This window comes from Nonomuraea angiospora (assembly GCF_014873145.1).
GTDB classification, from domain to species: domain Bacteria; phylum Actinomycetota; class Actinomycetes; order Streptosporangiales; family Streptosporangiaceae; genus Nonomuraea; species Nonomuraea angiospora.
The window spans coordinates 11,508,443-11,521,061 of record NZ_JADBEK010000001.1 but is presented as its reverse complement, the minus strand read 5'-3'; the positions used below and the strand labels follow the sequence as shown (position 1 = coordinate 11,521,061).

The window sequence follows — 12,619 nt, the reverse complement described above, 5'->3', positions numbered from 1 at the left end:
CCCCATGAGAGTTGCTCACAGATGGAAGATCACCTGCTCGGCTGGCTGCGAAAACTGAACGAAGACAGGCTGGGCCGTATCCTGGCCAACCGGCCCGACGCCATCGCCGCTCCCTGGCCGCGGCGGCTCGACACCCTGGCCCAGCGGCTGAGCAACGGCTTCGCCGTGATGGAGGCCCTGCGGGCCCTGCCGCTGCCCTGCCTGCAGCTCGCCGAGGCCGCCCTGGCCATGACCCGCCCCACGGCCGAGCGGCTGGCCGGCTTCGTGGACGCGCCGGTCGAAGAGGTGACCCCGTGGCTGGAGCACCTCTACGACCACGCGCTGGCCTGGCCGGGCGACGACGGCGTCATCCATCTCGCGGAGGGCGTCGCCCGCTGGTGGTCCGCCCCGCTCAGCCTGGGCGAGCCGCTCGACCACTACCTCAACTCCTGGTCGATCGGCAACGACGCGCTGCACGCGCTGGCCCGCAACCTCGGCCTGTCCTCCCACGGCCACAAGCGCCGCGTCATCACCCGAGTCGCCGAGGCGCTCGCCGACCGCGAGCGCCTCAACGCGCTGCTGCGCGGCGCGCCCGACGGCACGATCCCACTGCTCGACCGGTTCGCCTGGCAGGGCCCGGCGCTCAACGTCGACGGCGGCCGGTTCGTCACCCCCGGCACGCCGGAGAAGTGGTGCGCCGACCACGGCCTGCTCTTCCGCCCGAGCTGGCACGTCGCGGAGATCCCCCGCGAGGTGGCGATCTGCCTGCGCGGCCCCGGCTACCACCCGGCTTTCCGGCCCGAGGCGCCCGAGGTGGCCACCATCCCGGTCGACCCCGAGGAGGTCGACCATCTGATGACGCTGGCCGCACCGCACGTGGTCGAGCGGTGCGCCGCCCTCCTCGACAACACCGCCAAGACCCCGCTGCCCCTGCTCAAGACCGGCGGCGTGGGCGTGCGCGAGGTGCGCAGGGTGGCCAAGGAGACCGGCTGCGACGAGGACGAGACGCGGCTGCTCCTGGAGGTCTGCGCGGTGGCCAGGCTGCTGGCCTGGGACGAGCGGTCGGGCGGCATGATCCCCACCGAGCGCTTCGACCGGTGGCGGCTCGACGAGGGCTCGGCGCGGCTGCGGGTGCTGCTGGCGGCCTGGTGGCGCATGGAGCGCTCGTCGCTGCGCAAGGTCGACGGCAAGTACGGCACCGTGCTCGGCGACGACCCCTCGGGCAGCGCGATCGCCAGGATCCGCAGGGCCGTGCTGCCCGTGCTGTCCGGCCTGCCCGCGGGCACGGCGTTCGCCGACCGCGACAGCCTCGTGGCCAACGTCCACTGGCACGCGCCGCTGCTCGACCTGGAGCTGCTGCTGGCCGCCGCCCCCGCCGTGCTCGACGAGGCCACGCTGCTGGGCCTGCTGGCCAACAACGCGATCACCGATCTCGGCCGGGCGCTGGCCGGGCTCACCGCCGGACCGGGCGACGAGAACGACGACGCCGTGCCCATGGTCGAGCACGACCCCGTGCTGGCCGAGGCGGCCACCAGGGCGCTGGCCAGCGTGCGCAGGAGCGCGCTGTTCGGCCCCGACCTGACCGCGGTCGTGACCGGGCCGCCGTCGGCGGAGCTGGCGGCGCTGCTCGACCGGGCCGCCGACCGCGAGTCGCGGGGCGCGGCCTCGGTGTGGCGGTTCACGACCGAGAGCGTGCGCCGGGCCCTCGACCACGGCTACGACGCCGACGCGCTGCTCGACGAGCTGGCCGGGGTCGGCACGATCCCGCAGCCGCTCGAATACCTCGTACGCGACACCGCGCGCAGGCACGGCGAGGTCACCGTCACCACCGTCGGATGCGTCGTCCAGGCCGGCGACCCCGCGCTGCTGGCCGAGATCGCCGCGCACCGGCGGCTGGGCCGGCTGGGCCTGCGGCTGCTCGCGCCCACGGTGCTGGTGAGCTCCGCGCCGGCCGACCGCACGCTGGCCGCGCTGCGCGAGGTCGGCTACTCCCCCGTGCCCGTCGCCGACACCGGCCAGATCACCATCCACCGCGCCAGGCCCGAGGAGCCGCCCAACGGCAAGCTGATCCTGCTGCCGGGCGGCCAGGTGGCCGAGCTGTCGGAGTTCCCCGGCCTCGCGGAGCTGGAGGTCCCCTACATGCTCGCCGAGCCGACGCCCGACCCGTACGAGCACGCCCGCCGCCTGGTCTCCGCCGGCCGGACCGCCGACGACAGGAACGGCCGCACGTGGGCGATCATCGGCCGGATGGCGACCAGGCTGCCGACGGCCCAGCAGTCGCTGCTCGGGTTCGTGGTCGACCGGGGCGTGCGCGCCGGCATCACGCTCACCGACGGGCTGACCGCCACGATCAGCCACGGCGAGCTCAAGGGCGCCGCGCTGGACGCGTGGTGCGAGGAGGCGGGCGACTACCTCGAGTTCCCCCTCGCCGAGATCGTCGAGGTCAGGGGAGCTCTTTAGCCTTCTTCAGGTTGGCCACCAGCCCTTCGAGGAAGGCCGCGTAGCCCTGGTAGCTGTAGGGCGCCTCGGCGTTCCACGGGTAGAGCTGGCCGGCCTTGACCGCGGGGAGCTTGGCGAAGGTGGGCTTCTTCATCATCTCCTCGGGCTTGAGCGACTGGGTGCGGGTGTCGTAGAGGATCACGTCGGCGTCGTACTCGTCGGCGTTCTCCCAGCTCAGCGTCTGGAAGAAGCCGCCCTCGTCCACCTTCGCGGGCTTGACGACGTCGAGGCCCGCGTCCATCAGGTGCACGATGTCCGGGTACTCCGGCGGGTTGACCACCCACATCGCGTCGGCGCCGCCGGACATCATGAGGATCTTGAGGTTCCCGAACCGGGCGAGCTCCTTGGTGGCGGCCTCCATGCGGGCCTTGGCCTCGGGCACGCCCTGCATGTCGGCGCCGAGCGACCTGGCCAGCTCCTCGTACTTGCCGATCACCTGGGTGGCGCTGCGGCCGGTCAGCATGATGCCCGCGGTCGGGGCGACCTGCTCGATGGTGTCCTTCGACTTCTCGGGCACGTACCAGAGGGTGCCCTTGACGTACATGCTGCTGACCAGGAGGTCTGGCTGGAGCGCGATGTACTGCTCGACGTTGAACTCGTCCCACACGTTGCCCAGGCCCTGGACCTTGGCGAGGTCGACGTTGCCGACCTGCGGGTCCTTGGAGCCGTCCTTGAGCTTGTGCGGGCCGAAGACGGCGACGGGGCGCACGCCGAAGTCCCACAGGGCGGCCGCCGCGCCGACCTGGGCGACGATCCTGGACGGGGCCTTGGGCCGCTCGACCTTCTTGCCGCGGTCGTCGGTGAACGTCCAGCCCTGGGCCGCGCCCGGAGTGGCAGGGGCCGAGGCGGCGGGGGCGGACCCGCCGGTGGCCGCCGGCTCGCCGCCGCACGCCGCCAGCGTCAGGGCCGCCGCGAGGCCCGCGGCGGACGCCAGGAAGCCCCTGCGAGGCAGAACCGGTCCCGACATGTCCATCTCCTAAGGTTAGGCTTGCCTACTTACTAGCTGTTTAGATTAGCCTTGCCTAAGTTTGACCGCTACGAGAGGGGGTCGGGTGCGCCCGGCTGACGACACGGCCACGACCGTGGAGGACGATCCGCCTCCGACCGGCCACCCCGCTCCCGCCGCGGGTCCGAAGGGGCGGGCCTTCGTGCTCGCCACCGGGCTCGTCGTCACGGTGGGCGTGCTGGCGCTCGTGTCGATGGCGAGCGTGGCGCTGGGGGCGCGGTCCGTGCCGTTCTCGACGGTGATCGACGCCTTCCTCGCCCCGGACGGCTCCAACGACCACACGGTCATCCGCGAGCTGCGCGTCCCGCGCACGCTGCTGGGCCTCGGCGTCGGCGCGACGCTCGGCCTGGCGGGGGCGCTCATGCAGAGCCTGACCCGCAACCCGCTGGCCGACCCCGGCCTGCTGGGCATCAACCAGGGGGCCGCGCTCGGCGTGACCCTGGCGCTCGGCCTGTTCGGGCTGTCCGATCCGGCGGTCTACATCTGGTTCGCTTTCGGCGGCGCCGCGCTGGCCTCCGCCGTCGTCTACGCCCTGGCCTCCGCGCGCCGCTCGGGCTCCAGCCCGGTACGCCTCGCGCTCGCCGGCGTGGCCTTCGGCATGGTGTGCACGGCGGTCGCCTCGGCCATCCTGCGCATGGACACGCAGACGTTCGACCGGATGCGGTTCTGGCTGACCGGGTCGCTGGCCGGGCAGACGGCCGACACGCTGCTGCGGCTGGCGCCGTTCATGGCGGCCGGGCTGGTGCTCGGGCTGCTGCTGGCCAGGCCGCTCAACCTGCTCGCCCTCGGCGACGACGCGGGCCGGGCGCTCGGCGTGGCCGTGAACCGTACCAGGGTCCTGACCGGGGTGGCCGTCACGCTGCTGTGCGGCGCGGCGACCGCCGCCGCGGGGCCGCTGTGGTTCGTGGGGCTCATCGTGCCGCACGCCGTGCGCGCGGTGGTAGGGCCCGACCAGCGGTGGGTGCTCCCCTACTCGGCGCTGGCCGCGCCGGTGCTGCTGCTGGCGGCCGACGTGGTGGGCCGGGTCATCGCCCGGCCCGGAGAGGTGCAGGTGGGGATCGTGTGGGCGGTGATCGGCGCGCCGATCTTCATCCTGCTGGCCAGGCGGAGGCGGGTGGCGGCGCTGTGACCATCCGGGTCGGCCCCTGGTCCGTACGGCTCGCGCCCCGCGCCCTGCTCGTCGGCGCGCTCCTCGTCGTGGTCGCCTGCGCGGTGACCGTGGCGGCCATCTCGACGGGCGAGTTCACGGTGCCCGTGCCCGACATCGTCTCCGCGCTCTTCGGCCAGGGCACGCCGGTCGCCGAGCTGATCGTCAACAAGCTCCGCGCCCCTCGCGTGGTGACCGGGCTGCTGGTCGGCGCGGCGTTCGGGCTGAGCGGCGCGATCTTCCAGAGCCTCACCAGGAACCCCCTGGGCAGCCCCGACTTCATCGGCTTCACCGCCGGCGCCTCGACGGGCGGCATCGTCGCCGTCGTGGCGGGCGGCTCGGCGATGGCGATCGCCGGCGGCGCGCTGGCCGGGTGCGTGGTCACGGCCGCGCTCGTGTACGCGCTGGCCTTCCGCGGCGGCGTGCAGGGCTACCGGCTGGTCCTGGTCGGCATCGGGGCGAACGCGCTGCTGCTGGCGGTCAACTCGTACCTGCTGACCAAGGCGAACATCAACGACGCCGCCACCGCGGGCGCCTGGCTCACCGGCAGCCTGAGCGGGCGCGGGTGGGACCATGCCGTCCCCGTGGCGGTCGCGCTGGCCGTGCTGCTGCCGGTGTGCGCGTTCGTGGCCCGCCCGATGCGGATGATCGAGATGGGCGACGACGCCGCCAAGGCCATGGGGATCCGGGTGGAGGTCGTGCGCGCGGTGGCGATCACCGCCGGCGTGCTGCTGGCCGGGGTGGCCACGGCCGCCGCGGGGCCCGTCGTCTTCGTCGCGCTCGCCGCGCCGCAGCTCGCCCGGCGGCTCACGCGTTCGGCCGGGGTGACGATGGGGGCCTCGGCGCTCATGGGCGCCGTCCTGCTGACCGTCGCCGACCTGGCCGCCCAGCGCGTCCTCGCCCCCACCCAGCTGCCCGTCGGCGTGCTGACCGCCGCGATCGGCGGCACGTACCTCGCCCTGCTCCTGCGGAAGGACCGCCACTGATGGCCCGTTTGTCAGGTACTGATCTCACCCTCGCCTACGACCAGCGGGTCGTGGCGACCGGCCTGAGCGTGGCGATCCCCGACGAGTCCTTCACCGTGATCATCGGCCCGAACGCCTGCGGCAAGTCCACCCTGCTGCGCGCCCTGGCCCGGATGCTCAGGCCGGAGTCCGGCGCCGTCCACCTGGACGGGAGCGTGATCACGTCGCTGCCGTCGAAGGAGGTGGCGCGGCGGCTGGGCCTGCTCCCGCAGAGCTCGGTCGTGCCGGACGGGATCACCGTGGCCGACCTGGTGGCCCGCGGCCGCTACCCGCACCAGCGGCTCATGCGGCAGTGGTCGCGCGCCGACGAGGCGGCCGTGTCCGAGGCCATGCGCGCCACCGACGTGGCGGAACTGGCCGACCGGATCGTGGACGAGCTGTCGGGCGGGCAGCGGCAGCGGGTGTGGCTGGCCATGGCGCTGGCCCAGGAGACGCCGATCCTGCTGCTGGACGAGCCGACCACGTTCCTGGACATCTCCCACCAGATCGAGGTGCTGGACCTCTGCGCCGACCTGCACGAGGCCGGGCGCACCATGGTGGCCGTCCTGCACGACCTGAACCAGGCCTGCCGGTACGCGACCCACCTGATCGTCATGCGGGCCGGCGAGATCGTCGCGGAGGGGGACCCGACGGAGATCGTCACGCCCGAGCTGGTGCGCCGGGTGTTCGACCTGCGCTGCGAGATCATCCCGGACCCGCAGTCCGGCACCCCGCTCATCGTCCCCGAATCCCGCCGCCGCGTCTCCACCTCCGCCTGACCACCCCCCGGCGGTCAGGGGGCGGTGGTGAGGGCGGTGGCGAGGGCGGTGACGGCCGTGGCCGCGCGGTCGGGGCCGTAGGCGTCCTTGAGGGCCGCGGCCGCCTCCGCGCCCGTCGCGGCCAGCAGCGCGTGGGCCAGCGGGTCGGCGTCGACGCCCGGGCGGCACTCGGCCAGCAGGATCGCCACGTGCCGGTGCCAGAAGCGGTAGGCCCCGATCCGGTAGCGGGCCCCCGGGCTGGCGGTCTCCGACATGCGGACCAGGTCCAGGTGGGCGAAGAGGTAGTCGAGATAGGCGGCCACGAAGGCGGTCAGGCGCTCGGGCGCGGGGGCGCCGGGCCCGAGGGGCGGCGGGCCGGACAGGACGCGCTGCTGCAGCTCGCGCTCGCGCGCGTCGAGGAGCGCCACGGCGAGCCCCGACTTGTCGCCGAAGCGCCGGAAGAGCGTGCCCTTGCCCACCCCGGCCGCCGCGGCGACGGCGTCCATCGAGACCGCCTCCACGCCCTTCTCCGCGAACAGCCGGGCGGCCGCGGCCAGCACCTTCTCCCGGTTGCGGGCCGCGTCCGCCCGCTCCTTCACCGGCTGGCCGACCAGAAGCTCCAGGGACTCCGACATGATTCGGACTCTAGTCCAATTGCACCCGAGCCTGCTCAGAGTGCTCCGCAGCGGCGCACCACGAGCAGTGCCAGTGCCCGCGTGACCTCGCGCAGCTCCTTCAGCTCGACCTGCTCCCTGGGGGCATGGGCGTACCGTACGTCCCCGGGGCCGTAGTGCAGGGTCGGGATCCCGCCGGCCGCGTACAGCCGCAGGTCGCTCCCGTACGGCGCCGCCGCCTCTGCGGGCCGCGCGCCCGTGACGTCGGCGACCGCCCGGCCGACCTCGTCCAGCAGCGCGTGCCCGGCGGGCAGCCGGCCGCTGGCGAACTGGCCGCCGGGCCACGTCACCACCGGCGGGTTCGCGCGCAGCCAGGGGTGGGCGACGCCGGCGACCGCCTCCTCGAACGCGGCCCGCGCCTGCGCCGGGTCCTCGTCCAGCCGGACCCCGAGCCGCCCCTCGGCGACCAGCAGGTCGGGCACGGTGCTGGCCCAGTCGCCCGCGCGCACGGTGCCGACCTCGATCGGGTACGGCGCTCCGTCGCCACGGAAGAGGCCGGGCCGAGAGGGATCGGGAACGTCCCGGTTGCGCTCGGTCTCCAGCCGCCTGATCGCCTCGAACACCGGCCAGAACACCTCGACCGCGCTGACCCCCTCGTGCCGGGTGGCCCCGTGGGCGGCCCGCCCGGCGATCTCCAGCCGGAAGGTCAGCGCGCCCGCGTTGGCCGTGATGACCGCGCCGCTGGTGGGCTCGGTGATGACCGCGGCCTGCGCCGTGTGCCCCCGGGCGAGCGTGGCGAACGCGCCGAGCCCGCCGTCCTCCTCGCTGATCACGCAGTGCACGGCCAGCGGCCTGGCCAGCCTGACCCCGGCCTTCTTGATCGCCCGCGCCACGGCCAGGTTCGCGACCAGGCCCGCCTTCATGTCGCAGGCGCCCCTGCCGTGCAGCACGTCGCCGCTGATCCGGGCGGCGAACGGGTCGCGCCCCTCCCACTTGGACAGGTCGCCGGTCGGGACGACGTCCACGTGCCCCTGCAGCGCCAGCGCGGGCGTGCCCTCTCCACCTGTCACGGCCACCACGCCGTAGCCCTCGCTCCTGGGCGCCTCGGTGCCGGGGAAGCCGGGGCGGGCGGCCAGGCCGGGGAGGTCGAGCTTCCAGACGTCCACGTCCATGTCGGCCTCGGTGAGCAGGCGGGCGAAGCGGTGCTGCAGCTCCGACTCGGCGTCGGTGCCGGTCACGCTGGGGACGCCGACGGTCTCGGCCAGCAGATTCACGGTCTCGGCCTCGTCGATGGCGTTCAGGACGCCGGCCTCCACGTCGCGCATGGTGCACACCTTACTCATGAACCCGGATCGCGTTTCGTGGCGATACAGGACGTGCGGACATGGGTGAGCTGGATCGTGGTGGTGCCGTTCGCGGGGTGGGCGGCGGTGCGGTTGAGCGGGTTCGAGCCGGACTGGCCGTGGGTGCCGGTGGTGGCGTACACGCCGTACGCGGTGTGCGCGGCGGTGGTGAGCCTGGCGCTGGCCTGCCTGCTGCGGCGGTGGGCGGCGGGCACGGTCGCGCTGGTCACGGTGCTGGCGCTGGTGCCGGCCGTGCTCCCCCGGGCCCTGGCGGACGGCAACCCCGACGCCGGCGGGCCGGTGCTGCGGGTGCTGGCGGCGAACCTGCTGGTGGGGCGGGCTGACACGGCCGAGCTGATGGCGCTGATCAGCAGGTTGCGGCCGGACGTGCTGACGTTGCAGGAGTTCACGCCGGACGCCATGCGGCGGCTGGACCGGGCCGGGGTGCGCGCGAGGTTGCCGTACGCCGTCACGCGCCCGAGGGAGGGGGTCGGCGGGTCGGCCGTGTACGCGCGCCACCCGCTCACGGCCGGGCAGGCCATCAACTACGGCGGCTTCGGGCAGGCCAGGGCCTGGCTCAGGCATCCCGGCGGGGCCCGCGTAGAGATCGTGTCGGTGCACCCGTGCGCGCCCAAGCGGATCGGCCGGCAGCCGTGCTGGCAGTCCGGCCTGGAGGCGCTGCCGCCCGCGGGCAAGGAGCCGCGGGTGCTGGCGGGCGACTTCAACGCCACGCTCGACCACATGCCGGTACGCGCCCTGCTGGCGAGCGGCTACCGGGACGCGGCCGACGTCATGGGGCGGGGGTTCGTGGCGACCTGGCCGCAGGAGGGGTCGCGGGTGGACCTGCCCGGCGTGGCGATCGACCATGTGCTGGCGGACTCGCGGATGGCGGTGCGGGAGTTCCGGGTGCTGCCGTTGAAGGGGACCGACCACCGGCCCGTGTTCGCCGAGCTCAGGCTGCCGTGATCGCGACTTCCGGAGTCTCGCGGGTGTCGTGGCTCGTAAACTGTGGGCTGTGGTAGAGCCCAAGTTCGAGATTCAGATGCTGCACGACCGGGTCATGATCAAGCTGGAGCCGGAGGCCGAGGAGCGGCGCAGCGGCTCCGGGATCGTCATCCCCGCGACGGTCAAGATGGCCAACCGGCTGGCCTGGGGCGAGGTGTGCGGCGTCGGCACTAACGTGCGCTCGGTCAAGGTGGGCGACAAGGTGCTCTTCAACCCGGACGAGCAGTCCGAGGTCGAGGTGCACGCGCAGGTCTATCTGGTGATGCGCGAGCGCGACCTGCACGCCGTGGCCACCCAGGAGACCGACCACGGCACCGGCCTCTATCTATGACCCGCGGGTGAAGGAGAGCCAGAGGTCCGCGTCCCACGTCGTACGGGGCAGCTCCGCGAGCACGCGCGTCGCCTTGCCGGTCAGATCCAGCACCACCAGCCGGTAGGCCGTGCCGCGCGCCACGACGGCGATGACGTGGCTGTCGTCCCACCAGCCGAACAGCGCCTCCGGCCGGGCGTTCACCCGCTGGGCGATCTTGCCGGTGGCCGGGTCGACCAGGCAGAGCTGTTCCTTGAAGCGCGACGGGCACCAGGTCGTCAGGCGGGTGCCCGACGGCGAGAACGAGTCCTCGGGGCCGGTCGGCAGGCCGGCTCCGGCGTAGGTGCGCAGGACCGCGCCGTCCAGGGCCCGGTAGATACGCAGCCCGGTGCCGTACCTGGAGACGAGGTTGCCGTCGGGGCTCCACCAGAAGCCCGCTTTCGCGCTCAGGCCGGTGACCCTGATCGTGCGCGCGGTCCTGGCGGCCACGTCCACGACGGTGTAGCCGATCACGCGCCACGTGCCGCCGGTCTTCTGCTCGACGGTGAGCGCGACCTGTTTCCCGTCGCGGGACCAGGAGGCGTAGGAAGCCGTCAGGGGCTTCTTGACGGTCCGGATCCGGTTGGCGGCGCCCGTGGTGCGGTCGGTGACGATCAGGGAGTCGAAGCCCGACCGGTACGCCCTGGGCACGCCTGCCGTCAGCCGGCCACCGGGCGCGACGGACACTTCGGACAGCGCCTGCTCCCAGGTGAACGTGCTCTTGGCCGTGGACCTGAGGTAGGTGCGCTTGGTGCCGAGGCCGTAGGCGGTCAGGCGTACCGGATCACCCGTCGTTTCGCGATATTTCACACCCCCCGTGCCGGGGAGGACGAGGTCCGCCTGGGCGGCGGGCCCCGTGAACCCCGCGGTCACGTGGCCGGAAAGCGTTAAGGACAGCGCGATGGCGATTTTGGCGATCACGCCCGCAGAATAGGCAGTAAAGCGCGGAATATCGGTCCGGTATACCGGACCGATCTATATGTGACCCCGGACGAACGCGATCGCGTCGAAGCCGAGCGTGCGCAGGCCGAAGTAGACGATCACCGCGGCCGCGGCCACCGTCACGACGAGCACGACGACGCGCACGAGCCAGCCCTGCCGCTTGTACCACTCCATCCAGGCGTGCAGCGTGCGCTTGCCGAACTCCAGCACCCTGCGCGCCCAGTGGAACTCCACGGCCAGCACCGCCAGCCCGGCGAACACGACCGCCCACCCCGGTCCGGGGAAGGGCACCATGATCAGCCCGGCCACCACCATGACGGTCCCGATCACGCCGAACACGATCTTCAGCGTGAGCGCGCCCGTGCGGGTGGACCTGATCCCGTCCAGCCACCCGTGAAGGCCCGTACGGCGTTCGGGCATGCTGGAATGCTCGGCGGCCTCACCCTTGAGCAGGTCGGCGTCGCCGGTGTCGGAGTTCTGAACCTGCACAATTCCCCCCGGCAGTCGGTATGTCACCCAGGATACGGGCCGCTACTGGGTGCCCACTTGCAGGCGACTAGCAATGGCGAAAACCCTGCTGACGGCAAAATTTCCCGCCAGAAGAGGCTACTTCCGGCAAACATCGGTTAATGTCTGCTATGCCCGAGGTCTTGCTTCGCACCGTCACCGGTCCCGTACGCGCCGCGGCCATCACCGGCCCCGTACTCCCCCATGAGCACCTGCGCACCGACATGCGCTGGGCCGTCGGCATCGACTCGGACCCGCACCGGTGGCTCGACGAGGAGTCGGCCGTCACCGCCGAGCTCCGCGAGCTTCGCCAGGCTGACGGCCTGGGCCTGGTGGTCGACCTGACCTGCGTGGGCATGGGCCGCGACGCCGCCGCCCTGGCCCGCATGGCGGCCGGCAGCCGGGTGCCGGTGATCGCCTCGACCGGCCTGTTCGCCGAGCCGTTCACGAACGTCGGCGACGCGGACGTGGACACGCTCACCGCCCGGCTCATGGACGAGATCCTCAGCGGCGTGGACGACATGGGCGTCTTCCCCGGCGTGATCGGCGAGGTCGGCACCTGGGGCGCCGAGCCGACGCCGCGCGAGGAGCGCTGCCTGGTCGCCGCCGCCCGCGCCTCGCTGAAGTCGCGCCTGCCCGTCGCCACGCACGGCGCGCATGCCCCCGCGCTCCTGGAGATCCTGCTCGGCCAGGGCCTGCCGGGCTCCCGGGTGGCCGTCGGCTACGCGGGCACCGACCTGGGCGCGGCCAGGAAGATCGCCGAGGCGGGCGCGTACGTGAGCCTGGGCGTGCTCGGCCTGGGCGCCGACCAGGCGGCCAGGATCGCGCTCGGCCTCATCGAGGACGGCCACGCGGAACGCCTGCTGATCAGCACGGGGCTGAGCCGGGTGGCGCAGCTGCGCAAGTACGACGGGCCGGGCTACGCGCACCTCTTCCACGCCCTGCTGCCGCGCCTGCGCGAGGCGGGCGTCGGCGAGGACACGATCGGCCTCATCACCACCGCGAACCCGGTGCGCTGGCTCACAGCCGGAATGGCTTGACCCCAACCAATGTCAAGGTTGCAGACTCGCCTGCATGACCTTCACACCAGCGGAACTTGACTACCTGTCCTCGCAGCACCTCGGCCGGCTGGCCTCCGTCTCGCCCGGCGGCCAGGTGCAGAACAACCCGGTCGGCTTCTTCGTCGACGCCGCGACCGGCACGATCACGATCGGCGGGCACGCCATGGGCGCGTCCAAGAAGTTCAGGAACGTCGAGAAGGGCAGCACCGTGGCCCTCGTCGTCGATGACCTGGCCTCGGTCGATCCGTGGGTCGTGCGCGGCATCGAGATCAGGGGCACGGCGGAGGCGCTGAGCGACGTCGACCCGCCCGTGCCGTACTTCTCGAGAGAGATCATCAGGATCACCCCGAAGAAGATCACCTCGTGGGGGCTGGAGGGCCCGCGCCAGACCCGGAACCTGTGAAA

General features: G+C 73.1%; 13 protein-coding genes. 8 read left to right on the top strand and 5 right to left on the bottom strand.

Features of this window, described 5'->3' with window-relative positions; all coding sequences use genetic code 11:
• The first annotated feature begins 21 nt into the window (after positions 1-21).
• The gene (locus tag H4W80_RS52800) at positions 22-2,439 is read left to right on the top strand and encodes a helicase-associated domain-containing protein (protein WP_192791964.1); all 2,418 of its coding nucleotides are present in this window, start codon (positions 22-24) and stop codon (positions 2,437-2,439) included.
• Here the strand turns inward: H4W80_RS52800 and H4W80_RS52795 are convergent.
• Positions 2,423-3,445 carry an ABC transporter substrate-binding protein gene (locus tag H4W80_RS52795; RefSeq protein WP_192791963.1) on the bottom strand — a complete coding sequence of 341 codons (1,023 nt, stop codon included), beginning with the start codon at positions 3,443-3,445 and terminating at the stop codon, positions 2,423-2,425. The two genes, H4W80_RS52800 and H4W80_RS52795, sit on opposite strands and share 17 nt — an antisense overlap.
• 85 nt (positions 3,446-3,530) lie before the next feature.
• Between H4W80_RS52795 and H4W80_RS52790 the strand changes: the two genes are divergently transcribed.
• The 3 genes from H4W80_RS52790 to H4W80_RS52780 are packed head-to-tail and all read left to right on the top strand — an operon-like array spanning position 3,531 to position 6,414.
• Positions 3,531-4,613, top strand: a complete 1,083-nt coding sequence (locus H4W80_RS52790; protein WP_318787487.1) for a FecCD family ABC transporter permease — start codon at positions 3,531-3,533, stop codon at positions 4,611-4,613.
• Positions 4,610-5,617 (top strand): FecCD family ABC transporter permease, encoded by a 1,008-nt coding sequence (locus H4W80_RS52785; RefSeq protein WP_192791962.1) that lies wholly within the window; start codon positions 4,610-4,612, stop codon positions 5,615-5,617. Before H4W80_RS52790 ends, H4W80_RS52785 begins: the two co-directional genes overlap by 4 nt.
• The gene (locus tag H4W80_RS52780) at positions 5,617-6,414 is read left to right on the top strand and encodes an ABC transporter ATP-binding protein (protein ID WP_192791961.1); all 798 of its coding nucleotides are present in this window, start codon (positions 5,617-5,619) and stop codon (positions 6,412-6,414) included. The genes H4W80_RS52785 and H4W80_RS52780 overlap by 1 nt, the downstream gene beginning before the upstream one ends.
• 14 nt (positions 6,415-6,428) lie before the next feature.
• Here H4W80_RS52780 and H4W80_RS52775 read toward each other — a convergent pair whose 3' ends face one another.
• Both H4W80_RS52775 and H4W80_RS52770 read right to left on the bottom strand, forming a co-directional pair.
• Positions 6,429-7,028, bottom strand: a complete 600-nt coding sequence (locus tag H4W80_RS52775) for a TetR/AcrR family transcriptional regulator (RefSeq protein ID WP_192791960.1) — start codon at positions 7,026-7,028, stop codon at positions 6,429-6,431.
• Between the two features lie 35 nt (positions 7,029-7,063).
• Positions 7,064-8,332 carry an ArgE/DapE family deacylase gene (locus tag H4W80_RS52770; protein ID WP_192791959.1) on the bottom strand — a complete coding sequence of 423 codons (1,269 nt, stop codon included), beginning with the start codon at positions 8,330-8,332 and terminating at the stop codon, positions 7,064-7,066.
• Positions 8,333-8,383: 51 nt separating this feature from the next.
• Between H4W80_RS52770 and H4W80_RS52765 the strand changes: the two genes are divergently transcribed.
• Together H4W80_RS52765 and H4W80_RS52760 are read left to right on the top strand one after the other, a co-directional pair.
• Complete coding sequence (locus tag H4W80_RS52765; protein ID WP_318787486.1) at positions 8,384-9,316, top strand: endonuclease/exonuclease/phosphatase family protein; 933 nt, start codon at positions 8,384-8,386, stop codon at positions 9,314-9,316.
• A gap of 49 nt (positions 9,317-9,365) precedes the next feature.
• Positions 9,366-9,686, top strand: a complete 321-nt coding sequence (locus tag H4W80_RS52760; protein WP_192791957.1) for a GroES family chaperonin — start codon at positions 9,366-9,368, stop codon at positions 9,684-9,686.
• On the opposite strand, the gene H4W80_RS52755 is transcribed toward H4W80_RS52760, so the two are convergent.
• Both H4W80_RS52755 and H4W80_RS52750 read right to left on the bottom strand, forming a co-directional pair.
• Positions 9,681-10,625 carry a TolB family protein gene (locus H4W80_RS52755; protein WP_192791956.1) on the bottom strand — a complete coding sequence of 315 codons (945 nt, stop codon included), beginning with the start codon at positions 10,623-10,625 and terminating at the stop codon, positions 9,681-9,683. The two genes, H4W80_RS52760 and H4W80_RS52755, sit on opposite strands and share 6 nt — an antisense overlap.
• Before the next feature lie 54 nt (positions 10,626-10,679).
• Complete coding sequence (locus tag H4W80_RS52750; RefSeq protein WP_192791955.1) at positions 10,680-11,135, bottom strand: TIGR02611 family protein; 456 nt, start codon at positions 11,133-11,135, stop codon at positions 10,680-10,682.
• 149 nt (positions 11,136-11,284) lie between these two features.
• Between H4W80_RS52750 and H4W80_RS52745 the strand changes: the two genes are divergently transcribed.
• Together H4W80_RS52745 and H4W80_RS52740 are read left to right on the top strand one after the other, a co-directional pair.
• Complete coding sequence (locus H4W80_RS52745) at positions 11,285-12,193, top strand: phosphotriesterase family protein (RefSeq protein WP_192791954.1); 909 nt, start codon at positions 11,285-11,287, stop codon at positions 12,191-12,193.
• 34 nt (positions 12,194-12,227) lie between these two features.
• Entirely contained in the window at positions 12,228-12,617 is a 390-nt protein-coding gene (locus H4W80_RS52740) for a PPOX class F420-dependent oxidoreductase (protein WP_192791953.1), read from the top strand.
• The last annotated feature ends 2 nt before the right edge of the window (positions 12,618-12,619 follow it).